Origin of the sequence: Brevundimonas poindexterae, assembly GCF_020524625.1 — a bacterium.
Taxonomy (GTDB): Bacteria; Pseudomonadota; Alphaproteobacteria; order Caulobacterales; family Caulobacteraceae; genus Brevundimonas; species Brevundimonas poindexterae_A.
In genome coordinates this window covers 77,824-100,640 of record NZ_JAIVLL010000004.1, presented here as the reverse complement: position 1 = coordinate 100,640, position 22,817 = coordinate 77,824, and the positions used below count along the sequence as shown (strand labels likewise).

25 protein-coding genes are annotated in these 22,817 nt (G+C 67.9%); 15 read left to right on the top strand and 10 right to left on the bottom strand.

Annotation, left to right across the window (positions count from 1 at the left end):
- The first annotated feature begins 41 nt into the window (after positions 1-41).
- Positions 42-890, top strand: coding sequence for a uracil-DNA glycosylase (locus tag LC068_RS12465; protein ID WP_226637670.1), 849 nt, complete (start codon positions 42-44; stop codon positions 888-890).
- A 126-nt stretch (positions 891-1,016) separates the two neighbouring features.
- A complete protein-coding gene (locus tag LC068_RS12460; RefSeq protein WP_226637668.1) occupies positions 1,017-2,663 on the top strand; it encodes a lytic transglycosylase domain-containing protein in 1,647 nt (548 codons plus the stop codon).
- Positions 2,664-2,850: 187 nt separating this feature from the next.
- On the opposite strand, the gene LC068_RS12455 is transcribed toward LC068_RS12460, so the two are convergent.
- Positions 2,851-3,504 (bottom strand): glutathione S-transferase family protein, encoded by a 654-nt coding sequence (locus LC068_RS12455; protein ID WP_226637666.1) that lies wholly within the window; start codon positions 3,502-3,504, stop codon positions 2,851-2,853.
- Positions 3,505-3,607: 103 nt separating this feature from the next.
- On the opposite strand from LC068_RS12455, the gene purB reads away from it, so the two are divergent.
- On the top strand, positions 3,608-4,909 hold the full coding sequence (gene purB, locus LC068_RS12450; protein ID WP_226637663.1) for an adenylosuccinate lyase: 1,302 nt from the start codon (positions 3,608-3,610) through the stop codon (positions 4,907-4,909).
- Positions 4,910-5,037: 128 nt separating this feature from the next.
- Positions 5,038-5,625 (top strand): fasciclin domain-containing protein, encoded by a 588-nt coding sequence (locus LC068_RS12445; protein ID WP_226637662.1) that lies wholly within the window; start codon positions 5,038-5,040, stop codon positions 5,623-5,625.
- A gap of 149 nt (positions 5,626-5,774) precedes the next feature.
- On the opposite strand, the gene LC068_RS12440 is transcribed toward LC068_RS12445, so the two are convergent.
- Positions 5,775-6,098 (bottom strand): DUF1476 domain-containing protein, encoded by a 324-nt coding sequence (locus LC068_RS12440; RefSeq protein ID WP_209119968.1) that lies wholly within the window; start codon positions 6,096-6,098, stop codon positions 5,775-5,777.
- A gap of 278 nt (positions 6,099-6,376) precedes the next feature.
- Between LC068_RS12440 and purC the strand changes: the two genes are divergently transcribed.
- From purC to LC068_RS12420, 4 genes are read left to right on the top strand one after another with little or no spacing between them, the layout of a single operon-like run.
- Positions 6,377-7,135, top strand: coding sequence for a phosphoribosylaminoimidazolesuccinocarboxamide synthase (purC, locus tag LC068_RS12435; protein ID WP_209119969.1), 759 nt, complete (start codon positions 6,377-6,379; stop codon positions 7,133-7,135).
- Positions 7,135-7,368 carry a phosphoribosylformylglycinamidine synthase subunit PurS gene (gene purS, locus LC068_RS12430; protein WP_226637660.1) on the top strand — a complete coding sequence of 78 codons (234 nt, stop codon included), beginning with the start codon at positions 7,135-7,137 and terminating at the stop codon, positions 7,366-7,368. The genes purC and purS overlap by 1 nt, the downstream gene beginning before the upstream one ends.
- A 1-nt stretch (position 7,369) precedes the next feature.
- Positions 7,370-7,819 (top strand): GIY-YIG nuclease family protein, encoded by a 450-nt coding sequence (locus tag LC068_RS12425; RefSeq protein ID WP_226637658.1) that lies wholly within the window; start codon positions 7,370-7,372, stop codon positions 7,817-7,819.
- An 8-nt stretch (positions 7,820-7,827) separates the two neighbouring features.
- The gene (locus tag LC068_RS12420) at positions 7,828-8,292 is read left to right on the top strand and encodes a YbhB/YbcL family Raf kinase inhibitor-like protein (RefSeq protein ID WP_226637656.1); all 465 of its coding nucleotides are present in this window, start codon (positions 7,828-7,830) and stop codon (positions 8,290-8,292) included.
- A 3-nt stretch (positions 8,293-8,295) separates the two neighbouring features.
- On the opposite strand, the gene LC068_RS12415 is transcribed toward LC068_RS12420, so the two are convergent.
- From LC068_RS12415 to LC068_RS12405, 3 genes are all read right to left on the bottom strand, one after another.
- Positions 8,296-8,646: a hypothetical protein gene (locus LC068_RS12415; RefSeq protein ID WP_226637653.1), complete on the bottom strand. Its 351-nt coding sequence runs from the start codon at positions 8,644-8,646 to the stop codon at positions 8,296-8,298.
- Complete coding sequence (locus tag LC068_RS12410; RefSeq protein ID WP_226637651.1) at positions 8,643-9,176, bottom strand: DUF4199 domain-containing protein; 534 nt, start codon at positions 9,174-9,176, stop codon at positions 8,643-8,645. Before LC068_RS12410 ends, LC068_RS12415 begins: the two co-directional genes overlap by 4 nt.
- A 90-nt stretch (positions 9,177-9,266) precedes the next feature.
- Positions 9,267-9,680 (bottom strand): response regulator transcription factor, encoded by a 414-nt coding sequence (locus LC068_RS12405; RefSeq protein WP_226637649.1) that lies wholly within the window; start codon positions 9,678-9,680, stop codon positions 9,267-9,269.
- Positions 9,681-9,811: 131 nt separating this feature from the next.
- Here LC068_RS12405 and LC068_RS12400 point away from each other — a divergent pair, with 131 nt between their 5' ends.
- The 7 genes from LC068_RS12400 (at position 9,812) to LC068_RS12370 (ending at position 17,089) form a co-directional block, all read left to right on the top strand.
- Positions 9,812-10,459 carry a hypothetical protein gene (locus LC068_RS12400; protein WP_226637647.1) on the top strand — a complete coding sequence of 216 codons (648 nt, stop codon included), beginning with the start codon at positions 9,812-9,814 and terminating at the stop codon, positions 10,457-10,459.
- Between the two features lie 33 nt (positions 10,460-10,492).
- A complete protein-coding gene (gene purQ, locus LC068_RS12395; RefSeq protein ID WP_226637644.1) occupies positions 10,493-11,155 on the top strand; it encodes a phosphoribosylformylglycinamidine synthase subunit PurQ in 663 nt (220 codons plus the stop codon).
- Between the two features lie 44 nt (positions 11,156-11,199).
- Positions 11,200-12,009, top strand: a complete 810-nt coding sequence (locus tag LC068_RS12390; protein ID WP_226637642.1) for a hypothetical protein — start codon at positions 11,200-11,202, stop codon at positions 12,007-12,009.
- 33 nt (positions 12,010-12,042) lie between these two features.
- Positions 12,043-14,256 carry a phosphoribosylformylglycinamidine synthase subunit PurL gene (purL, locus tag LC068_RS12385; protein ID WP_226637640.1) on the top strand — a complete coding sequence of 738 codons (2,214 nt, stop codon included), beginning with the start codon at positions 12,043-12,045 and terminating at the stop codon, positions 14,254-14,256.
- Entirely contained in the window at positions 14,256-14,654 is a 399-nt protein-coding gene (locus LC068_RS12380; protein WP_226637638.1) for a hypothetical protein, read from the top strand. Before purL ends, LC068_RS12380 begins: the two co-directional genes overlap by 1 nt.
- Positions 14,651-15,097, top strand: coding sequence for a DUF305 domain-containing protein (locus LC068_RS12375; RefSeq protein ID WP_226637636.1), 447 nt, complete (start codon positions 14,651-14,653; stop codon positions 15,095-15,097). The genes LC068_RS12380 and LC068_RS12375 overlap by 4 nt, the downstream gene beginning before the upstream one ends.
- A gap of 423 nt (positions 15,098-15,520) precedes the next feature.
- Positions 15,521-17,089: an alkaline phosphatase D family protein gene (locus LC068_RS12370; protein WP_226637635.1), complete on the top strand. Its 1,569-nt coding sequence runs from the start codon at positions 15,521-15,523 to the stop codon at positions 17,087-17,089.
- A gap of 7 nt (positions 17,090-17,096) precedes the next feature.
- Here the strand turns inward: LC068_RS12370 and LC068_RS12365 are convergent, their stop codons facing one another.
- The 5 genes from LC068_RS12365 to LC068_RS12345 form a co-directional block, all read right to left on the bottom strand.
- Positions 17,097-18,002 carry a DMT family transporter gene (locus tag LC068_RS12365; RefSeq protein ID WP_226637633.1) on the bottom strand — a complete coding sequence of 302 codons (906 nt, stop codon included), beginning with the start codon at positions 18,000-18,002 and terminating at the stop codon, positions 17,097-17,099.
- A gap of 90 nt (positions 18,003-18,092) precedes the next feature.
- Positions 18,093-18,578: a single-stranded DNA-binding protein gene (gene ssb / locus LC068_RS12360; protein ID WP_226637631.1), complete on the bottom strand. Its 486-nt coding sequence runs from the start codon at positions 18,576-18,578 to the stop codon at positions 18,093-18,095.
- An 85-nt stretch (positions 18,579-18,663) separates the two neighbouring features.
- Positions 18,664-19,101, bottom strand: coding sequence for a hypothetical protein (locus tag LC068_RS12355; RefSeq protein ID WP_226637629.1), 438 nt, complete (start codon positions 19,099-19,101; stop codon positions 18,664-18,666).
- On the bottom strand, positions 19,101-19,763 hold the full coding sequence (locus tag LC068_RS12350; protein WP_226637628.1) for a hypothetical protein: 663 nt from the start codon (positions 19,761-19,763) through the stop codon (positions 19,101-19,103). Before LC068_RS12350 ends, LC068_RS12355 begins: the two co-directional genes overlap by 1 nt.
- Before the next feature lie 88 nt (positions 19,764-19,851).
- On the bottom strand, positions 19,852-22,578 hold the full coding sequence (locus LC068_RS12345) for an NHL repeat-containing protein (RefSeq protein WP_226637625.1): 2,727 nt from the start codon (positions 22,576-22,578) through the stop codon (positions 19,852-19,854).
- Between the last annotated feature and the right edge of the window lie 239 nt (positions 22,579-22,817).

Here is a 22,817-nt window from a genome sequence, read left to right as displayed (position 1 = left end):
AAGGCTTACACCCGCATGATCAACCCTGTGATCCGGCCTGTATGAACGCTTCGCCCGCCGCTTCGGATGCCCTGACCGCGCTTCTGGCCTTCTGGCACGAGGCCGGGGTCGAGGATTGCTACGAGGCTGCGCCCGTCGATCGCACGCGCGAGACAGCCCCGCCGCCCCGGGCCGCACGCCCTGCATCCGCTCCACCGCAGACGACGGGCACGGTCACGCCGCTTCGCCCGACCCCTTCAGGCATCGGCGCAACCGAAGCCCTGGCCGATGCCGTGGCGCGGGCACGCGCCGCGGCCCGCACCGCCGAATCACTGGAATCCCTGACCGATGCGATTCGGGCCTTTGACGGCTGCCCCCTCAGCGGCATGGGCGCCCGACAGGCGGTGGTCTGGCGCGGCGAGGCCACCGCCCCGGTCATGATCGTCGGCGAGGGCCCGGGGGCCGAGGAAGATGCGCGGGGCCTGCCGTTCGTCGGCAAGGCCGGACAGCTGCTGGACCGCATGCTGAAGGCGGCGGGTCTGGACGGCCGGGTGATGATCACCAACACCGTCTTCTGGCGCCCGCCCGGCAACCGCACCCCGACCGCCGACGAACAGGCGGTGTGTGCCCCCTTCGTCGCCCGCGCCCTTGAACTGGTGAAGCCGAAACTGGTCCTCACTGTCGGCGCGGCCGCCGCGCGCGCCGTCCTGCACACCAGCGAGGGCATCACCCGCCTGCGCGGGAACTGGGGCGAATGGCATCTGGCCGAAGGCGGCGTCTCGGCCCCGGTCATGCCCACGCTCCATCCCGCCTTCCTGCTGCGCCAGCCCCAGGCCAAGGCGATGGTCTGGGCCGATCTGCTGGAGCTGGCCGCGCGACTGGACGGCGACGACTCAAAATCGCCCCATTGAGGCGACAGCTATGCGCGCTTCGGGGCGCCGGGCGCTGGCTGGCATCCGCCTTGCGCGTGTCCCCTCGTCCGGCGGTGCGCTGACCGGATACGGGACAGACCGGACAGAGTGATCCAGAGGGGCGGCATGATCCGACGGCTTTCAGACCTTGCGGCGCGTGGGCTTTTCGCGGCCCTGCTCGCGGTGCTGATCACCACCGGCCTGACGACCACGGCCTCGGCCCAGGTGCGCGTGCTCAGCAGTTCCGACCGGCTAAGCTACACCAATGCCTATGATGCGCTCCGGCGCGGCGACCTCGAGGCCGCGCGCGCCTCGGCCCGGGAGGCCGACGACCATGTGCTGCTGGGCCAGGTCGAGTTCGAGCGGCTGTTTCACCCCGACTATGTCTCCAGCTTCGAGGAGCTGAGCGCCTGGCTGGAGGACTATGCCGACCTGCCCGAAGCGCCCCGCGTCTATGCCTTGGCCCTGCGTCGGCGGCCGGACGGCGCGCCCGAGCCGCGCCGCCCCCGTCGCGTCGACGGTCGCACATGGGAGAGTCTGACCGAGGCCGAAGGCGCCAAGGCCGCCCGCATCGCCTTCAACGACAATGACCTGGACCGCGCCCAGGCGACCGGGGTCGCGATCGGCGACTGGTGGGTCGTCGGCCTGTCAGCCTGGCGGCTGGGCGATTTCGCCACTTCCTTCACCGCCTTTGAGCGCGTGGCCTGGGATCCGACCGAGGATGCCTGGGTCCGGGCCGGGGCGGCCTTCTGGGCCGCGCGCGCGGCCGCCTGGTCGGGCCAGCAGGACCAGATCGACACCCTGCTTCGCCTGTCCGCCTCCTGGCCGGCGACCTTCTATGGCCAGATCGCCCTCTACCAGCTCAACATCGAGCCGACCCTGCGCAACTGGGGTCCCCAGCCCTATGGCGTCGTCGAGGACGACGGCCTGCGCGCCATTGCCTTCACGCCCGACATCCGCATCGACGATGACACCCTGATCGCCTTCATCGAGCGCGAGCCCCAGGCCCGCCGCGTGGTCGCCCTGATCGAGCTGGGACGGCTGGACGAGGCCCGCGACCAGTTCCGCAGCGGCTTCCGCTCGGCGCCGGGCGAAGAGGACCGCAAGCTCTGGTCGGCCCTCGGGCGCGCCTTTGCGCGCCCCCTCACTCCGCGCAATCGCGAGGCCGAGATGATCGACGCCGCGCGCTATCCGATCCCGGAGCTGCTGCCCGAGGGCGGCTTCACCATCGAGCCGTCGCTGGTCTACGCCATCGCGCGCAAGGAGACCGGCTTTAATCCGCGCGTCCGCTCCTCTGCCGGAGCCTATGGCCTGATGCAGGTCATGCCGACCACCGCCGCCGAGCTGAGTGGCGATCGCGGCTTCATCTCGGACCCCGAGCGGCTGTTCCAGCCCGAGGTGAACATGCGCCTCGGTCAGGGTTATGTGCTGAAGATGCTGGGACTGTCGGCCTTTAACGGCGACGTGCTGCGCACCGTGGCGTCCTACAATGCCGGACCCGGGCCGATGCTAGGTGCACTGCGCAAGCTGGGGCCGGAGGCCGACCCCCTGCTGCTGATCGAGACGATCGATGTGCCCCAGGCGCGGGACTATGTCGAAAAGGTCGTCGCCGCCTACTGGATCTACCAGCGCATGCAGGGACGCCCGCTGAACACGCTCAAGGCCGTGGCCTCGGGTGAGACGGCGATTTCGCTGTATCTGGACTATGTGCCGCCGCCGCCGGCGCCGGAAGCGCCTGCGGCCGAGCCGGCCTCAGAGCAGGCTGCTGAGTAGCAGGGCGCAAAGGCTGCACGCCACGACGATGCTCACCAGAACGCTCACCCAGCCCGGCTGGGCGGCAGTAGCGGGTCCGGGGACGAGGGGCGAGGACATCGGGGGCTCGAGGGGCTAGGGGGCAGTGTCCGGAATGAACGCCGACCACCCTGCACATGTTCCCCTAAAAAGCGGTGTTCGGTGACGGTTAACCGATCTCTGCCAGCCCGGCCGCGCTCCACTCCAGAAAGTCAGGCTGGGCCAGCAATGTCCGGCAATAATCCGCCGCCGTCCCGTCGTCGCCATGGGCCGCCAGATCGATGCGGAAATGGCGGAATCGCGCCGCCACCGGGGTGAAGAAGGCATCAGCGATCGACCAGTCGCCGAACAGATAGGGCCCGCCCTCGCCGAAACGGCCCTTGGCATCCTTCCACATGCCGACGATCCGCCGGATCTCGGCCGAGAGGGCGGCCGACGGGGCATGGGCCTCGCCCGGCTCGCCCACCATCGGATGGTCCGGCCCCATGCCCAGATCATTGCGCAGGGTGCCGAAGGCCGAGTGCATCTCGCACACCACCGACCGCGCCACCCAGCGGGCATGGGCATCTGTCGGCCACAGGGCCGCGTCGGGATAGCGCTCCTCGGCCCACAGGGCGATGGCCAGACTGTCCCAGACAGTCACCCCCTCCACCTCCAGCGCCGGCACCTTCCCCGCCGGGGCGTGGCGAGCGATCTGCTCGGCCGTGTCGGCCTCGTTCAGGCGGATCATGACCTCGTCAAAGGTCGCGCCGCATCGCTTCAGGATCAGCCACGGCCGGAGCGACCAGGTGGAATAGGCCTTGTTGCCGAGAATCAGCTTCATCGCGGGGGTCCCTTGCTCGACGCTTCCATGAACGGCGCTCGCCCGGCCTGCAAGCCCGGCCCTGCCCTTGACTCCCCCGGCCCGGCGACCGAAACGCCAGCCCATGATCACGCGCTACTCCCGCCCCGTCGCCGCCGACCTCTGGTCCCAGGAAACCAAGTACCGGATCTGGTTTGAGATCGAGGCCCATGCCGCAACGAAGATGGCCGAGTTGGGCACCATCCCGGCCAGCGCCGCCGAGGCCATCTGGTCGAAGGGCGAGGACGCGACCTTCGATGCCGACCGCATCGATGAGATCGAGCGCACGACCAAGCATGACGTCATCGCCTTCCTGACCCACGTCGCCGAGATCGTCGGCGAGGAAGCCCGCTTCCTGCACCAGGGCATGACCTCGTCGGATGTGCTGGACACCTGTTTCTCGGTGCAGCTGGCCCGGTCCGCCGACCTCCTGATCGAGGGCGTCGACCGGGTGCTGGTGGCGCTGGAGACCCGGGGGAAGGAGCACAAGTTCACGCCCTGCGTCGGCCGCAGCCACGGCATCCATGCCGAGCCCGTCACCTTCGGCCTCAAGCTGGCCGGCTATCACGCCGAGTTCCAGCGCGCGCGCCGGCGGCTGGTCACGGCGCGCGAGGAGATCGCCACCTGTGCCATCTCGGGCGCCGTCGGCACCTTCGCCAATGTCGATCCCCGCGTGGAAGCCTATGTCGCTGAACAGATGGGCCTGTCGGTCGAGCCGGTCTCGACCCAGGTCATCCCCCGGGATCGCCACGCCGCCTTCTTTGCCGCCCTGGGTGTCGTCGCGAGTTCGGTCGAGCGGCTGGCCGTCGAGATCCGCCACCTGCAGCGCACCGAGGTGCTCGAAGCCGAGGAGTTCTTTGACAAGGGGCAAAAGGGCTCGTCGGCCATGCCGCACAAGCGCAACCCCATCCTGACCGAGAACCTGACCGGTCTGGCCCGGCTGGTCCGCTCGGCCGTGACCCCGGCGATGGAAAACGTCGCCCTTTGGCACGAGCGCGACATCAGTCATTCCTCGGTCGAGCGTGGCATCGGCCCGGACGCCACCATCCACCTCGACTTTGCCCTGCACCGGCTGGCCGGCGTGGTCGAGCGCCTGAATGTCTATCCGGCCAATATGGAAAAGAACCTCGACCGGCTGGGTGGACTGGTCCACTCGCAGCGCGTCATGCTGGCCCTCACCCAGGCGGGCGTCAGCCGCGAGGACGCCTATGCGGCGGTTCAGGAGAACGCCATGAAGGTCTGGCGTGGCGAGGGCCGGTTCCTCGACTTCCTCAAGGCCGACGAGCGGGTCGTCCTGTCCGAGGCCGAGCTCGAGGCCCTGTTCGATATCGGCTATCATACCAAGCACGTGGACACGATTTTCGCCCGGGTATTCGGCGAGGGCTGATCCGGACACGGGCAGACCTGTCAGGCGGGTGTGCGGTCGTGTCGCGCCCCCCTCGATGCATCCTTATGGCCGCTGATCAGTATCTGGTGGAGTGCCGCATCAAGCGGCTCGCCTCAGGAGAAGCGACCATGAAATTTACCCGTACCCGCACGCTGACTGCCGTATCCGCCGTGGCCCTGCTCGGCCTTGCCGCCTGCAACAGCGAGCCGGCCACGCCCGAGACCGACGCCATGGAGCCCGCTGCGACGGATATGACGACGCCAGCAGCCGACGGCACGATCGTGACCGTCGCCCAGGGCAACTCTGATTTCTCCACCCTCGTCAGCGCCGTTCAGGCCGCGGACCTGGTGGAAACGCTGAACGGCCCGGGCCCCTTCACCGTCTTCGCGCCGACCAACGCCGCCTTTGACAAGATTCCTGCCGAGACGCGCACCAGCCTGATGGAGCCCGCCCAGAAGGAAGCCCTTTCCGGCATCCTGACCTATCACGTGGTGCCCGGCCGGGTGGATGCTGCGGCCCTGACCCAGCAGATCGAACAGGGCGGCGGCTCGGCCACCCTGACCACCGTCCAGGGCGGCACGCTGACGGCGACCGTCGTCGACGGCACGGTCACCCTGACCGACGCAGCCGGCAACACCTCGAAGGTCGTCATGACCGACGTCGCGGCCTCGAACGGCGTGATCCACGCCATCGACACCGTGGTGATGCCGAACTGATCCCACGCGATTCGCTTCCGCGCAGCCCTCATCCTTCCTCGCGCGGAAGCGGACAGCGCGGAGCCCGGGCTGATGCTGCGGGCTCCCCGCATGGAAATGGCCACGTCCTTGCGGGCGTGGCCATTGTCATGTCCGGGATGTGAGGGCGATCAGCTCTCGGTGCGGATCTGCTCGCGCGCCACCGAGGCCAGCTCGTCCATCTTGCTTCGGATTTCGCCTTCCGACACCGTCAGGCCCGCGCCCTTGAAGTCGCCGGCGATCTTGCGGAACACGTCTTCCTCGCCCGGCTGTTCAAAGTCGGCGCGCACGACGGCGGCGGCGTATTGCTCTGCGCTCTCGGCCGACAGGCCCATCTTGTCCGCAGCCCACAGGCCCAGCAGCTTGTTGCGCCGGGCGACGGCCTTGAACTCCTGCTGTTGATCGAGGGCGAACTTGGACTCGAACCCTTTTTCCCGATCGTCGAAGGTGGTCATAGGCGTCAACTGCTCCTGTCGCGTGCCCGCAATGGCGCGCAGGGCGGTCTATACCCCGCCCGCGACCGAACGCAACAAAAGTCGTTGTCGCATGCCCCGACAGGGCCCCCGCCCGTTTGTCACCCGGCCCGGCTTCCGCTAAGGAGGGCCGCAACCTCTTCCCCTCAACGGCCCGGTCCTGCCTTTCTCCGCATGCCCCGGAAATCTCCGCGGCCCGAATGGCAATTCCAGCCCGCGAGTCCCTTCGTCCCGCCGGTGAGCCGGCCTTCGGAATGCACATGAACGCCAAGCGCAAGAAGCTCTATGAGGGCAAGGCCAAGATTCTCTACGAAGGCCCCGAGCCCGGCACCCTGATCCAGTACTTCAAGGACGACGCCACGGCCTTCAACGGCGAGAAGAAGGCCCAGCTTGAGGGCAAGGGCGTTCTCAACAACCGCATCAGCGAATTCGTCATGTCGCGCCTGAACGGCATCGGCGTGACCAACCACTTCATCAAGCGGCTGAACCTGCGCGAGCAGCTGATCCGCGAGGTCGAGATCGTGCCGCTCGAGGTGGTGTGCCGCAACATCGTGGCCGGTTCGATGAGCCAGCGCCTCGGCATCGAGGAGGGCACCCCCCTGCCCCGCTCGATCATCGAATTCTACTACAAGAAGGATGAGCTCAACGACCCCATGGTCACCGAAGAGCACATCACGGCCTTCAACTGGGCCACGACCCAGGAGCTGGACGACATCCTGGCCATGACGGTCCGCGTAAACGACTATCTGTCCGGCATGTTCGGCGCGGTCGGCATCACCCTGGTCGACTTCAAAATCGAGTTCGGTCGCATCTGGGAAAACGACTTCAGCCGCATCATCCTGGCCGACGAGATCAGCCCCGACAGCTGCCGCCTGTGGGACACCTCGACCGGCGAGAAGCTGGACAAGGACCGCTTCCGCCGCGACCTGGGCAATGTGATCGAAAGCTACACCGAGGTGGCCCGCCGCCTCGGCATCATGAAGGATATGCCGACCGTGATTCAGGGGGGACTGCACTGATGGCCAAGGTGAAGGTTCATGTGTTCCTGAAGCCCGGTGTGCTGGACGTGCAGGGCAAGGCCGTCGAGGGCGCCCTGAACGGCCTGGGCTGGACCGGCGTCAGCGAGGCCCGCGTCGGCAAGCTGATCCAGTTCGACTACGCCGGTGACGACGTCGAGGCCGAGGTCAAGAAGATGTGCGACACCCTGCTCGCCAACACCGTCATCGAGAGCTACCGTATCGAGGTGGAGTGATTTGAAGTGGCGGCTCCACGTCGACCGCATACCGCAGCTTTTTGCTGATCTGGTTGCGCAACCCGAGCGCGCGGTAACGGGAACGACGTTTCCCAAAGCGCCCGCCATCTATGTTTTCTACTCCGAAGGCGTGCCGGTGCATGTCGGCAGGTCGCGCAATTTGCGGCAGCGACTCCGGGGCCACGTAACATCCAGTCATTACTCCGCCTCCTTCGCGTTCAAGCGCGCCCGGGCGGAAACGGGCCTGTACGCCTCCTACAGGAAAGGTGAGGGCCGATCCGCCCTGATGGCCAACCCCGTTTTCGCGGCTGCGTTCGCCAGAGCGTTGGGCGAGGTAATGGGAATGACTGTCCGTTACCTGACTGTCGATGATCCGATCGATCAGTACCTTTTGGAACTCTATGCTGCGCTCGAACTTGAGACCTCACTGACCGAGTTCGATACGCATTGAGGATTCCCATGACCTTTACCCTGACCTCAAACGATCTCACCGACGGGGGCGTGCTGCCCGACGCCCAGGTTCAGGCGAAGGGGAACACCTCGCCTCACCTGAAGTGGTCCGGGGCCCCCGAGGGCACGAAGTCCTACGCCATCACCGTCTTCGATCCCGATGCCCCGACCGGCTCGGGCTTCTGGCACTGGACGGTCGCCAACATCCCCGCCGATGTGACCGAAATCGCGGCCGGTGGTCCCCTGCCCTCCGGGGCGGTCGAGGGCCGGACCGATTTCAGTGAGCCGGGCTTCGGCGGCGCCGCCCCGCCTCCCGGCCACGGCCCGCACCGCTACATCTTCACCGTCTTCGCCGTCGACACGGACCGTCTGGACGTCACGCCCGAGGACTCCGGCGCCAAATACGGCTTCAACCTGCATTTCCACACGCTCGCCAGGGCGTCGATCACGGCGACCTACGAGAACGTCGGCTGAGACTCAGGCGCCGTCCACGGCGGCTCTGACCCGCTCGGTCAGGGCCGCCAGTTCGTCGAGCACCGCAGGCTCAAGGGCCTTGAAGTTGAAGCAAGTCTTGCCCTGCCGCCGACGTTCCAGTTCGTCCGAGAGAGCCTCGGCCAGCGCTGGATGATCGTAGAGCGGCGGCAGGTGGAAGGCGACATAGCTCTTGCGCGCCGTCACCGTGCCGAACCAGCCGGGTTGCCCCTTCGCATCCGGCTGGCGCGTCCGCACCACCAGATCGCCCGGCTGGTCCCGCCTGACGTCCAGGCCATCGCTGTGATGCAGCATCAGCGCCCGCAGCGCCTCGAACACGGCCTCCCGCTCACTCATGCCCGCGCCCTCGCCGGCAGGAAGCGACTGTTGCGCAGCAGGATGGCGCTGACGATCGAGACCAGCAGCCCAACCGGGAAAATCTCGGCAAAGGTCATCGGCAGGCGATACAGCGGCGACTGATAGGCCACGGCCATCTCGCGATAGCTGGCCTCCAGCTGGCGATAGGCCTCACCCGACAGGCCCTCCGCCCGGCGCGCTTCCAGCGTCGCGGTGATGTACTGGTCCATAAAGGCGTAGTCGGTCGCCGCCAGATAGATTTCCCACACGAGCACATAGGCCAGCGAGGCCATCAGGGCGATGGCCAGACCCACGCCCAGCGCCGGCAGGAAGCGGATGACGCCCCCGCGCTCGCGGTCGCGATAGCGCTTCATCCCCATGAAGACCGCCGACATGCCCAGCAGCATGATCAGATAGCCCAGCCAGACATTGCCGTGCGGCTGGTCGCCCGCAAGCGCGACCGTGCCGATGATTCCGGCAATGATGATCAGGCCGGCAACCAGCCCATAGATGAAGATGATGCGCGCCATGACGGCCTCCCGCTGATGTGGGGCCCACCCTGCGCCGGGATCGGGCCGCCGCCTATCACCCGAACGGGTGAATTCGACCGCTTCACCCCCTCAGGGGATCAGGCCGAGGTCGCGCGCCCGTCCCACCGCCTCGGTCCGGGTGCCCGCCTCCAGCTTGGCGAACAGATGGGCCAGATGGGTCTTCACCGTATTGGGCGACAGGCCCAGCGCGCGGGCAATGTCCTTGTTCGCGCCGCCCGCTGCCAGAGCCGTCAAAACCCGCATTTCCTGACCGGTCAGCCCGAGGGACTGGACGGCGGCCACATTCAGCACGAAACGCGGCCCGTGCCGCCGGGTCGCCAGCCACCACCCGCACCACAGACCGCCGAGCGCAAAGACTGCGGCGACCACCGCGACGTGGATTTCCGGCGCGATCACGCGGGTCGCCTTCTGGATTTCCAGCCAGGTGAGGAGAAGGGCGCCGCCGGCCAGAACCAGCGCTGCAGTGGCGATCGTGCGGATCATGGCGCCATGATGCGCGCGCCGCCCCGGCGGTCAATCCATCGGCCCTGCCACACACCCAATGTCAGATACCGTACACTGGCGTTTCGATGGGCGACTGCTACGCTTCCTTCATCAGGCAAAGGGGGACCGACATGGAGCGATCGCGCCAGAAGGGCACAGCTGTATTCATCGTGGGGGCCCTGCTGGCCCTCGGCGCCTGCGGGCGCGAGCCCCCTGCTCCGGTCGATCCCAACACCAAGGCGGCGGTCAACTTTGCCAGCCAGTTCGCCCTGCTGTGTCCGACCGCCGGCTTCACATGGGAGGCGTTCGACGAAGCCGCGAAAGCCCTGGGCGCCACCCCGGACGACGGCGAACCTCGCCGCCCGCATGGTGTGCGCGACAGCGAGATCGTCCGCGAACAGTGGGTGGCGCTCAACCATCTCGGCCGCCGCACCACCGCATGGATCGGTGAGCTGCGGCCCGGCACGCGCTACGTCTATGGCGTCGCCGGTGTCGACCACACATCCGGACTGGTCTGTGCCGTGCACGACCCTGGCATAAGCCGCTCCGAAGCCCTTGCCCTGACGCGCGGCTGGGAAGGTGGCACGACCACCGGGGCCGAGAAAACCGGCCCGAACCCCGAGGATTTCATCGTGCGCGCCAGGACCTGGGTGAACACGACGCGGGGCAGCTCCTTCTATCAGGACGTCGAGATGTATACCTATGCCGAGAAGGACAACGACGGGGCTATCCTGATCCGGCATCGCTACAACTACGGCGATGCGTCGCCAGCGTCCTGACAAGCGGCTCGAACCCTGCTAGATGCCCGCGCCATGAGCGCAGCCGTCATCGTCTTTCCCGGGTCCAACTGTGATCGTGACTGCAAGGTCGCCGTCGAGCGATCGACCGGCGCGCGCGTCGAGATGGTCTGGCACGGCGAGACCGACCTGCCCACGGGCCTCGACCTGATCATCCTGCCGGGCGGGTTTTCGTACGGCGACTATCTGCGCTGCGGGGCCATGGCGGTGCAGTCGCCGATCATGCAGGCGGTCAAAAAGGCGGCCGACGACGGCGTGGCGGTGCTGGGCATCTGCAACGGCTTCCAGATCCTGTGCGAGGCCGGCATGCTGCCCGGCGCCCTGCTCAGGAACGCCGGGCTGAAATACGTCTGCAAGCCCATTTCGCTGCAGGTCGCCAACCCGAACACCCGCTTCACGGCCGGCTATCAGGACCAGTCCGAGGTCATCATGACCCAGGGCAATGGCGACGGAAATTTCTTCGCCGATGCCGACACGCTCGCGCGCATCGAGGGCGAGGGCCAGGTGGTCTTCCGCTATGTCGACAACCCGAACGGCTCGGTGAACGCCATCGCCGGCATCCAGAATGCGCGCGGCAATGTGCTGGGGATGATGCCCCACCCCGACCGCGCCTTCGAGGCCGAACTGGGCTCTGCCGACGGCGCCACCCTGTTCCGCAGCATCATGGACGCGGCCTGACGTCGCGGACTTGAACCTTTGCCGTTTCCGCGCGTAGTGCGGATATGCAAACGCCTGACTCGGTCTCCACCAGCCTCATCCGCCGGCTGATCCTGCTTTCGGCGGTGATCTTCGCCATTGCCATCGGCTATTCCCAGACGGCCATCGGCTGGGGTCAGAGCCCGGCGGAGTTCTCGGCCGACAGCGACGAGACGCTGAAGGTCGCCAGCTATGCCTTTGCCATCTGGGGCCTCATCTATCTGGGTCTGTTCGCCCATGCCGTCTTCCAGCTCCTGCCGCAGGGGCGCGATCGCCCCCTGACCGAGGCCCTGGGCTGGCCGGCCGTCGGCGCCCTGCTGGGCATCGGCTGGTGGGTCGTGGCGGCGGCGCTGGATGCCGAGACCACCACCGTCGTCCTGATCTTCGCCTCCCTGCTGGTGATCCTGATCCCCCTGCTGCTCAAGGCGCGCCAGATCCGGGCGCTGAAGCCGAAGGATCCCGAGCTGTGGCTGACTGCCTGGCCGTTGATGCTGCTGGCCGGCTGGCTGACGATTGCCGCGCCGGTGAACCTGCTGACCGTCGTGACCGGCAACGAGGCCCTGCCCGATGTCCTGCCGCCGACCTCATGGGCCATTCTGGCCGTGGGTCTGGTGTCCCTGACCGCGCTGCTGGTCACCGCCCGCCTGCGCCAGATCGCCTATGCCCTGCCCATCGCCTGGGGCCTGTTGGCCGTGTTCGTGGCCGAGCAACCGCGCAACGCCCTGCTCGCCTATGTAGCCTTGGCCGCCGGCGTCGCCGTGCTGGTCGGCGCCATCATCCTCAGCTTCCGCCTCGCGCCCGTCAGAAATACGCCGCCGGCCGATCCACAAGGCTGACTTTGGCGAGGAACATCGCTAGAAGCGCCAGCCATGAGCGCTCCCAAGTCCATGGCCGAACTGGCCGCCGAATACGGCCTGTCTCCCGCTGAATATCAGGTCGTCCTCGACCGTCTGGGGCGAGAGCCCAATGACGTCGAACTGGGCGTCTTCTCGGTCATGTGGTCCGAGCACTGCTCCTACAAGTCGTCGAAGATCCACCTCGGCAAATTCCCGACCAAGGGCCCGCGCGTCATCTGTGGCCCGGGCGAGAACGCGGGCGTGATCGACATCGATGACGGCGACGCCTGCATCTTCAAGATGGAGAGCCACAACCACCCCAGCTTCATCGAGCCCTATCAGGGCGCGGCGACCGGCGTGGGCGGCATCATGCGCGACGTCTTCACCATGGGCGCCCGGCCCGTGGCCCTGCTGAATGCCCTGCGCTTCGGCGATGTGAACCATGAGAAGACCCGCCGTCTGGTGTCGGGCGTGGTGTCGGGTATCGGCGGCTACGGCAATTGCGTCGGCGTGCCGACCGTGGCGGGCGAGACCAATTTTCACCGGGGCTACAACGGCAATATCCTGGTCAACGCCATGTGCGTGGGCCTGGCGAAGGCCGACAGCATCTTCTATTCCGCCGCCCCCGGGCCGGGCCTGTCTGTCGTCTATTTCGGCTCCAAGACCGGCCGCGACGGCATCCACGGCGCCACCATGGCCTCGGCCGAGTTCGACGAGGACTCGGACGAAAAGCGCCCCACCGTACAGGTCGGCGACCCCTTTGCCGAAAAGCTGCTGATCGAAGCCACGCTGGAGCTGATGGCTTCGGGTGCCGTGGCCGCCATCCAGGACATGGGCGCCGCGGGCCTGACCTCCTCCTCGGTTGAAATGGCCGGCAAGGGCGGCGTCGGCATCGAGCTGGACATGGACGCCGTACCCCAGCGCGAAGAGGGCATGACGGCCTATGAGATGATGCTCTCCGAAAGCCAGGAGCGCATGCTGGCCGTCCTCAAGCCGGGTCGCGAGGAAGACGGCTATCGCATCTTCAAGAAGTGGGGGCTGGACGCCGCCGTCATCGGCCGCACCACCGACACTGGCCGTCTGGTCCTGAACCACAAGGGCCAGGTCGTCTGCGACGTGCCGCTGGCGCCCCTGTTCGACGACGCCCCCCTCTATGACCGGCCGTGGGTCCAGCCCGAACTGCACCCGCGCATCGACCCCAAGGATGTGCCGGCCCCCGACAGCTGGCCCGACGCCGTGCTGAACGTGGTCTGCTGCCCCGACATGGCCTCCAAGCGCTGGCTGTGGGAGCAGTACGACCGCCACGTCATGGCCGACACCCTGCACGACTCGGCCACCGGCGCCGACGCCGGCGTGGTCCGCGTGCACGGCACGGACAAGGGGCTGGCGGTGACCAGCGACTGCACTCCCCGCTATGTCCAGAACGATCCCTATGAAGGCGGAAAGCAGTGCGTGGCCGAGGCATGGCGCAACCTGACCGCCGTCGGCAGCCGACCGATCGCCATCACCGACAACCTGAATTTCGGCAATCCGCAGCGGCCCGAGATCATGGGCCAGATCGTGCGCGCCATCGACGGCATGGCCGAGGCCTGCGGCGCGCTGAACTTCCCCGTCGTGTCGGGCAATGTCAGCCTCTACAACGAGACCAACGGGGTCGCCATTCCGCCGACCCCGACCGTCGGCGCGGTCGGCCTGCTGCCCAACTATGATGTCGTGACCGGCTTTGGCAGCATGACCGAGGGCGAAACCCTGGTCCTGATCGGCGAGACGCGCGGCGAGCTGGGCGCTTCCCTCTATCTCCGCGAAGTGCTGGGCCGCGAGGACGGCGCCCCGCCGCCCGTCGATCTGGCGCTGGAGAAGAAGACCGGCGACTTCGTCCGTGATCGCATCGAGGCCGGCGAGCTGACCTGCGTCCACGACCTCAGCGACGGGGGCCTGATCGGGGCGGCGGCCGACATGGCGCTGGCCAGCGATTGCGGCGTCGAGCTGGATGCCACCTCGCCCGAACACGCCCACGTGCTTCTGTTTGCCGAGGACCAGGCCCGCTATCTGGTCGCCGTGTCCGATCCCTCGACCCTGATCGAGAAGGCACAGGCCGCCGGCCTGCACGCCTCGGTCGTCGGTACCGCCAAGGGCAAGGACTTCGCCTCCGGGGCACCGGGGGCCGACCTGTTCCGCATCCCCCTCGACCACCTGCGCGAAATGCACGAGGGCTGGATGCCCAACTGGATCGAAGGCCGCGCCTGATGCGGGCCCTCGTCGCGCTCTGTCTGCTGGTGGGGGCCTGCGCCTCCGCGCCTCCCCCCGCCGACACGAGCGGGGAAACGATGGTGATCCTCAAGCACGGCTGCGACGTGACGGTGAGTTTCGGCAGCTACGGCATGGGCGTGGATCAGGAGCTGAAGGCCCGCGTCCTCTCCTTCGTTGAGGACGGTTCCGACGCGGCGGCCTGGCCGGAGGACACCTGGGGGCGCGAGGGGGAATCCTCCCTCTGCATCCTGACCGACACCGTTGCCGCCACCAACCGACTCTACGACGGGATTGTCGCCCTCATCCCGCCCTACAGTTCCCGCGCGCCGACCATGGTCACCCACATCGACGGGCGCACCCATGCCTCGCGCCTGCCGCCGGAAAGCGGACAATGATCCGCCCTGTGGTCCTCGCCGGCCTCGCCCTGACCCTCGCCGCCTGCGACGGCGGTGGCGACCCGGTCCAGCAGGCCCTGCGCGATGCCTCGGCCGAGCGGCAGGCGGCGCTGGTCAAGGATGGCACGGTGTCGGGGCCAGAACCGACACAGGAAGCAGCCGACGTCGGTGAACGCCACTGGGAAGGCCGCCCCACTCGGAGCGATTACGCATTCCGAAGCTCGGATAGAGCTCTGCAGGCCAGCATGGCCGCTGCGTCGGGTCACACACCTGAAGAGTCCTACGCCGCAAGGATGATCGCGCACCACGAAGGTGCCATCGCCATGGCCAAGGTCGCCCTCGCCGAGTCTACCGACCCCGAAATCCGCCGCATCGCCCAGACCACCCTCGACACCCGCACCACCGAACTCGCCGAACTGCGGGCTTGGCAGGCGGGGCGGTAACTCGCTCGCCCCGTCTCCTCCCCATTTTATGGGGAGGGGGACCACGGAGTGGTGGAGGGGTTCTTCGACGCGCAGTTTCATTCAAGATCCCCTCCGTCACGTCGGCTTCGCCGCCGTGCCACCTCCCCATCTTCGATAGGGAGGAGACAGCAAGTGCGACGCCTGCCCACCAATTTCTCCGTCCTTTCAACGGACCCCGCGCCCCTCGCGCCTTTCAGCTCGCCCTGGCTGTAGGCTCGACCATACTGTCCGGTTGCCGAAGCCCCGCCGACGGAAGCGCAGCCATTTCAGACCATTCAGACCATTCAGACGGTATTTTTCTCACACCCGACCGTCTGAATTCCCGCCCTCCCCCTCCCCTCGCCCCGCATCAGTCGTCACAATCCCCCGCTAGTCCCAGCGTGGAACTCCGGAGCCCCTCTCATGCGCCTGCCCGACCTTTCCCGCCGTCAGATGATGCTGTCCCTCGGCATGGGGGGCGTGGCGCTGTCGGGGGCGCGGCCGGCGATCGCCGATCCGGTGTTCATCGACTATCCGTTCCAGCTGGGCGTCGCCTCGGGCGATCCGCTGCCCGACGGCTTCGTCATCTGGACGCGACTGGCGCCGCGCCCGCTCGAGATCGGCCACGGCATGCCGTCGGCGGCCGTGCCGGTGAAGTGGGAGGTCGCCACCGACACCGGCTTTTCCAGCCCGGTCCGCTCGGGTGAGGCCATGGCCCGGCCGGAACTGGGCCACAGTGTCCATGTCGAGGTCGAAGGTCTCCAGCCCGGCCGTCCCTATTTCTATCGCTTTGTCGCCGGCGCCGAGCGCAGCGCCACCGGCCGCGCCGTGACCGCCCCCGCGGCCGGCGCGGCGGTCGACCGTGTGCGCTTCGGTGTGCTGGGCTGTCAGGCCTATGAGCAGGGCTTCTATACCGCCCACCGCAAGGCGGCCGACGAGCGGTTCGACTTCATCTACTGCTACGGCGACTACATCTATGAGGGCCGGGCCAGCCGCCTCTACAACGGCTCGGGTGGCACCTTCGAGAACCCCCGCCAGCATCTGGGCGGTGAGGTCTACAGTCTCGACGACTACCGCCGCCGCTACGCCCAGTACAAGATGGACGCGGACCTCCAGGCCAGCCACGCCTCGACCGCCTGGTTCTGCACCTGGGACGACCACGAGATCGACAACAACTGGGTCTCGACCTTCGACCAGGACGGCACCCCGCCCGAGGTCTTCATGCTGCGCCAGCAGGCCGCCATGCAGGCCTGGTACGAGAATATGCCCGTCCGCCGGTCGGCCTTCCCGAAAGGCTCGGCACTGCAGCTCTATCGCCAGACCGGCTGGGGCAATCTGCTGGACCTGAACCTGCTCGACACGCGCCAGTACCGCTCCGACCAGCCCTGCGACAACGACTGGGCCGTGACCTGCGCCGGGGTGTCGGCCCGCGAGGCCCAGGTGCTGGGCGAGGCGCAGGAACAATGGCTGTACCGCAACCTCGAACGCTCTGACGCGCGCTGGAAGGTGCTGGCCCAGCAGATCATGGTCATGGATCTGGACCGCAAGGAGGGACCCGATCTGGGCTACAACCTCGACACCTGGGCCGGTTATGCCATCCCGCGCCGCCGCCTGCTGGAGCGCGTCCGTGATCGCCGGATCGACAACCTCGTGGTCCTGACCGGCGACGAGCACCAGAACTATGCCGGAGAGCTGCACATTGACGGCCGCGATCCGTCGGGCACGCCGGTGGCGACCGAGTTCGTCACCACCTCGATCAGCTCCTCGGGCGACGGCAGCGACCAGCGGGCCGACGGCCGCCGCTATCTGGAAGACAACCCGTTCCTCAAGTTCAACAACGCCCAGCGGGGCTATGCCGTCTGCGACGTGACGGCGGAGCGCTGGCAGACCGAATTCAAGGTGCTGGACAAGGTGTCGGACCGGTCCGGGACCCTGTCGACCCGGGCGACCTTTGCGGTCGAGGCGGGCAATCCGCGCGTCGTGCCGGCCTAGGCTGAGGTCAGGCCTTGGCCGCGCCGGCCCGCAGGCCCCGCTCGGCCAGTGCCACGACCGCCACGCCGCCCATGGTCAGGGCCGCCCCGATCAGGATCTGCGGCGTCAGCACATCGCCCATCAGGCCCCAGCCGATCAGGATCGACACCACCGGCGTCGCCAGCAGATAGGGGGTCACCCGCCCCGCCTCGCGCCTCTGGACCAGCCAGAAGACCAGGGTCGTGGCCACGACCGACGAGGCCAGCCCGCCCCACAGCACCGACGCCCAAGCGATCGGGGGCGCGGTCATGGCGGCAGCGATCTGGTCCCGTTCGAAGGCCAGCGAGGCCAGCGCCAGCACCGGCATGGTGACCATGGCCAGCAGGCCCTGCATCTTGAGCGGCGGGATCGAGGTGGTGCGCCGCGCGATCACCGTCGTCAGCGCCCAGGCGGCTGCCGCCGAAATGCCCACCACAATGGCGTCCCAATCGTGCAGCACATTGGGGTCCGCCGACATCCACACCACGCCGGCGAAGGCCACCGCCAGCCCGGCCAGGGCGGGGCGCTTCAGCCGCTCTCCCAGCAGCAGGAAGGCAAACAGGGCGGTGAACGGGATCCATAGCTGGGCCGCCACCGACACGGGGCTGACGTCATCCGCCAGCCAGAAGGCGACATAGATCAGGCCGTAGTGCAGCGGCCCGCCGACCCCCACGATCAGCAGCAGGCTCTTCCAGTTCGGAAAGGGCGGCCGGATGAAGGCGGCAAGGCACAGGGCCGTCAGCGCGAACCGCATCGAGCCGGTCATCAGCGGCGGCAGGGAGTCGGTCGCGACCTTCGCCGCGGCATTGTTGACGCCCCAGATGACGATCACGGCCAGGATGGCCGCGATCTCCAGCAGGGTCAGGTCATGGGGAACCGGCTTGGCGGCTTTCACGGGAGGCGTCTGGGTCACAGCCGCTTGTGGCACAGTTCCCGCGGGCCCGCCCGTCAACAGCGGTGACGGACGGTTTCAGCCTCGTGAGCCCTAGAAGGGGATGTCGTCGTTGAGGTCGTAGCTTTCCTTCGGCCCCGACGAACGGGCCTGTCCGCCCGACGAGAAGCCCGAGCCGTAGTCGTCGTCCGAACGGCCGCCGCCCCCGCCGCCACCGCCGCCGTCACCGCGTCCGCCCAGCATGGTCAGATTGCCGTTGAAGCGCTGGATGACCACCTCGGTCGTGTACTTCTCGACGCCCTGCTGGTCGGTGTACTTGCGGGTCGTCAGCGAGCCCTCGACGTACACGGTCGAGCCCTTCTTGAGGTAGTTCTCGCAGACCTTCACGATGTTCTCGTTGAAGATCACGACCTGGTGCCACTCGGTCTTCTCCTTGCGCTCGCCCGAGGACTTGTCCCGCCAGGTTTCCGAGGTGGCGATGCGCAGGTTGCACACGCGGTCGCCGCTGTTGAGGGTGCGGATCTCGGGGTCGCGCCCCAGGTTGCCGATCAGAATGACCTTGTTGACGCTGCCCGCCATCTTCCAACTCCGTTTCTCGGGCCCCTGTCGGGCCGCTATGTTCTGTTAATGTTCTCGACCGTCCGGGCCGTGGCGTCAAGCCGGGCTATTCAGTCGGCGCGGTCTCGGGATTGCCGGCCACGGCCACCGGGCGACCGTCCTCGGCCCGACGAATGGCCCCGGGCATGGCCAGGCGACCGTCGCCCGTCCGGGCCAGGGCGAAGAAGCGGCTGCCGGTCAGGGTCTTGCCGAACTTCACCCCATACTGGTCGATGAAGATGAACTGCCCCTGATAGGCGCCGATGATCTCGCGGTTGGTGCCGCCCATGCGCAGGAAGTTGACCCGCATCTCCTCCAGCCGGGCCGCGCAGAATTCGATCTGCGGCTGGTCGCGGGCCACCACGTTCAGCCTGGGGTCCTCACCTTCGGTCTCGGCCGGCACGACATAGTAGCAGACGCCCTCGTCATAGGGGGCCTCAAAGGCCGTGTTGCAGGCCGTCAGCCCGAGGGCCGCGACGCCGACTCCCAGCAGAAGTGCGCGCATCAGCCCAGCTCCGGGAAGGTGCAGGTCCGGCGATCCTGCTCGGTCAGGGTGCGGAAGTTGGTGTTGTCCGACGACTGCTCGACCCGGCCCGGCACCAGCCGCAGGGTCATGTCGCCCCAGCGCCCGTAGCGGGCCTCACCCGGCCGCACGCAGGTACCGGAATACAGGGCCCGCACGCAGGCCTCCATGCCCATATTGCTGGACAGCGAGCGCCAGTCCGATCCGGTATGGCGCAGGCAGGCCGCGCCGGGGCGCGACGGGGTATCGACCGGCTCGACCGGCGAGTCGATCACCGGGGGCACGTCCTCGACCTGCACGGGCGGCAGGGTCGGCGGGGGCGCCAGCGAGGCGGTCGGGGCGGCCACCAGCTCGCCCGTTTCGTCGATGCCCACGTCCAGGGCCTCGGTCGCCAGACCGTTGCGACGGGCGCATTCATCCAGGGTCAGCATGCCGACGAACTGGCCTTCCACGAAGCAGCGCAGCTGGCGCGTGGGCTCCAGCGATTCCGGCTCGGCCACATCGACCTGCAGGTTGCCCTTGGGACCAGCCGGCGCCTCACTGCCACCGCCGCGCGTGAACAGCAGCGCCAGCACGATCGCGAGGATTATGGCCAGACCGGCCCCGATCGCCAGGATGATGCGGTTGTCAGGAGGGGTGGCCATGCGGCAGCGCTCGACTGGAACTTGCGAAGGCGACCAATAACCCCGACCCGGCCCGTGGCGTCAACCGCCTTCCGGCCGATCGCCGTGATCAGCCCCCAAGCCGCGCGAGGGCCGCCTGATAGTTGGCCAGCTGGTTGGTCAGATAGGCCGGAACCGTGCCCGAAGACGCGCTGGGCGCAGGTGCCGGAGCCAGCGCCCGATAGGCATCGCGTACCGCCTTCATCGCCGCCTGCAGGCGTTCGCCCGAGGCCGTGCGGTCCTCCTTGGTTGCCAGACTGAGAGCCTGCGGCAGATCCAGACCGAAGGTTCGCGGGCCGTCGTTGGTTGCCGTCGGGCCGATGAAACCGGCTGACAGGCCCAGACCCGCCAGCGCATCCCGGCCCGGCTCGCCCGAGACGAGGACGGCGCCCTCACGACCGTCGCGCGCCATGATCGACAGACGTTGCATGCCGGCCTGGACGGCGTTCAGGCCCTTCGGCGCCTTGTCCGAGGTCGCGCTTTCCGAGGCGACCGTCACCTTGAGCCGCGCCCCCGAGGCCATTTCGATCTTGCGCGCCAGGGTTTGCAGGGTGTCGCGGGCGTCGATGGTCACATTGACCGGGCGACCGCCGGAGGCCGGCACGACCGCGAACCGGTCCCCGACCCTGAGCGAGGTCGCATCCACCAGTCGGCGCGACTCGCTCTGGACAATCTCACCGGACGGCAGGCCCAGCCGGTCGAGGAAGCTGGTGCCCCCGGTCGCCACGGCCAGGGTCAGGGGTTGGGCCTTAGCGGAGTCGCCCGCCCAGGTCTGGCTCCATTCCACGGCGCCGGTCAGCGGGTCGATCCGGCTGAGGTAGCCGTTGACCGGCTCCTTCTCGTCGACACCGAGGGGACGGGCGGCCGTGCCGGTCATCCAGATCTTGCCGTTCAGCAGTCGGACGTCAGAAACCGCCTCCTCGTCCGCCGTGCCGATATAGGTCAGCCGCTCTGCCCCCGACGACGTCAGGTCTTCGGACAGGGTGGCGACAAAGGCATCCTTGCCGCCGTTGTGGGCCTGGGTGATGGTGCCGACGTCGAGGCCGGCATTGCGGGTCACGCCGGCGATGATCACCTGCCCCTGATCGACTTCCAGTCCCTTGATCTCGCCGCTCATGGCCCCGAGGTCGCGCGTCGACAGCAGCTGCGGCGCGCCGCCCGGAGTCAGCTGGAACCGGCGCACCACCAGCCGGCCGTTTTCCTCGCCCGCGGTGTAGAGGCTGTTGCCGCTGACAGCGGTCGCCTGGACGGCGTCATCGCCGGAGGTGCCGAACTGGAGCGTGCCTTCGAGCGTCGCGGTCCAGGCCGCGGTCGGATAGGGCTGGCTGCTGGAAAAGGTCTGGACGTAGGAGTCCCAGCCGCCAAGCGCCGCCGCGCCGGGCATGGACGACTTGGCCCGGCCCGTGACGACGATCTGGCCGTCGGCGCTGAAGGCGACATCGGTGGCCTCGTCGGCCGCGCGGGCACCGCGCCGCTGGCTCCACAGTTCCTGACCTGCCGCATCGAAAAGGGTGACGAAGCTGTCGGCCTCGGTCGCGACCTCGCCGCTCTGACCGGGCACGAGCGCACCGGTCACCGAACCCGCGACCGCGACCCGGCCGTCGGCATCGACGGCCAGGGCATAGCCCGAGGCAGTGCTGGCGGCACCGAGCGCGCGGCTGCTGACCAGTCGTCCGGCCGAGTCCAGCTTGATCAGGGCGACGTCGGACTGACCCTTGATCGGCTGGTTGCCCAGGCCCTCTTCCATGTCCGCGACCAGCCAGACCGAGCCGTCGGGGCCGGTAGCGCTGGCCCGCACGGTGCGGATGCCGTCCGGCAGCGGCGTCTGGGCCACGCGGCCCTCGACCCACTGGGTTTCGCCGATCCGGGGAGCAGCCGTTGTCGCGGCAGAGGCCGTATCGGCCTGGAACTTCAGCAGCTGGTGCCCGCCTGCGGTGCCGTTGCCCTGCACCACATAGACGGCGTCGGAGGGATCGGGCGCCGCGAAAGACACCGCCTCGGTGGACACGCCCCGGATGGCCAGTGACCACTGGTCGGGGCCCGCCGGCAGGGTGATGGTCTTTCCCCCGGACTGGATGGTGCGCGGCTCGGCGGCCTTGCGCTCACGCCCGATGCGGGTCTCGAGGCCCGCGGCCTCCAGCTTGTCATTGATGAAGGCGGTGACCGACCCCAGCGTGCGGGTTGCGCCGCCCATCTCGGACAGGTCGATGCGGACGTTGAAGGTGTCGTTCAGGCGTTTGACGTTGATGTCGAATACCACCGCGCCGTCGAAGGCGGCCACTGGGGCGTCGACGTCGCCCTCATGGATCGGTGAGGTGATCGATACGGCCGAGTCCCGCCGGACCCCGGCGCTGCTCTTGCTGATCGATTCCGTGACCCCCGCCACCAGCCGCACGTCGTTCAGCGGCGCGCTGGCGACATAGCTGCCGATTTCCTTCAGGCCCTGATCGAACCGCTTGGTGATCAGGGACATTTCGGTCGTGCTGATGCCCTTGGTGCCGGCGCGGTTGACCAGGGCGTTCAGGGTGTCGAGCCCCTGATAGAGGGCGAACAGCCGACGGTAATCCTCGGACGCCGAGGAGACGTCCAGCTTGGCCCCGCTCTCGTCAATCAGGCGGCGCCCACCGAGGGCGGAGCGCACCAGCGCATCCTGCTCGGGCACCACGGCACTCGAGGACCAGGGCGGGGTCGGCTGGGCCTTCTTGCGGGCAAGCGCCGACGCCGTCGCAACGCCTTGCGACGACGAGAAGGTGGAGGTGCCTCCAAACAGGCCCAGAAGATAGCTGTTGTCGATCATGGCGCGCCTGATCCCTTTTGGCGCGAGTGGTCGGAAGGAAGTCTTAACGTCCGCGTACGGAACCCCGAATCGGGATAATCGTTAACGGCAAGTTCGCTGAAACAGCCCGATGGAGCGTGTGCCCATGGTTGCGTTGAGTAGGCTGCTGATATCCTTCTTGTCCCTGTACGGCCTGACCCCTCGCCCCGAGCGGCGCGGACGCCCTGCCCCGATCCTGATTGGACGGTCAGGGCTGTCCT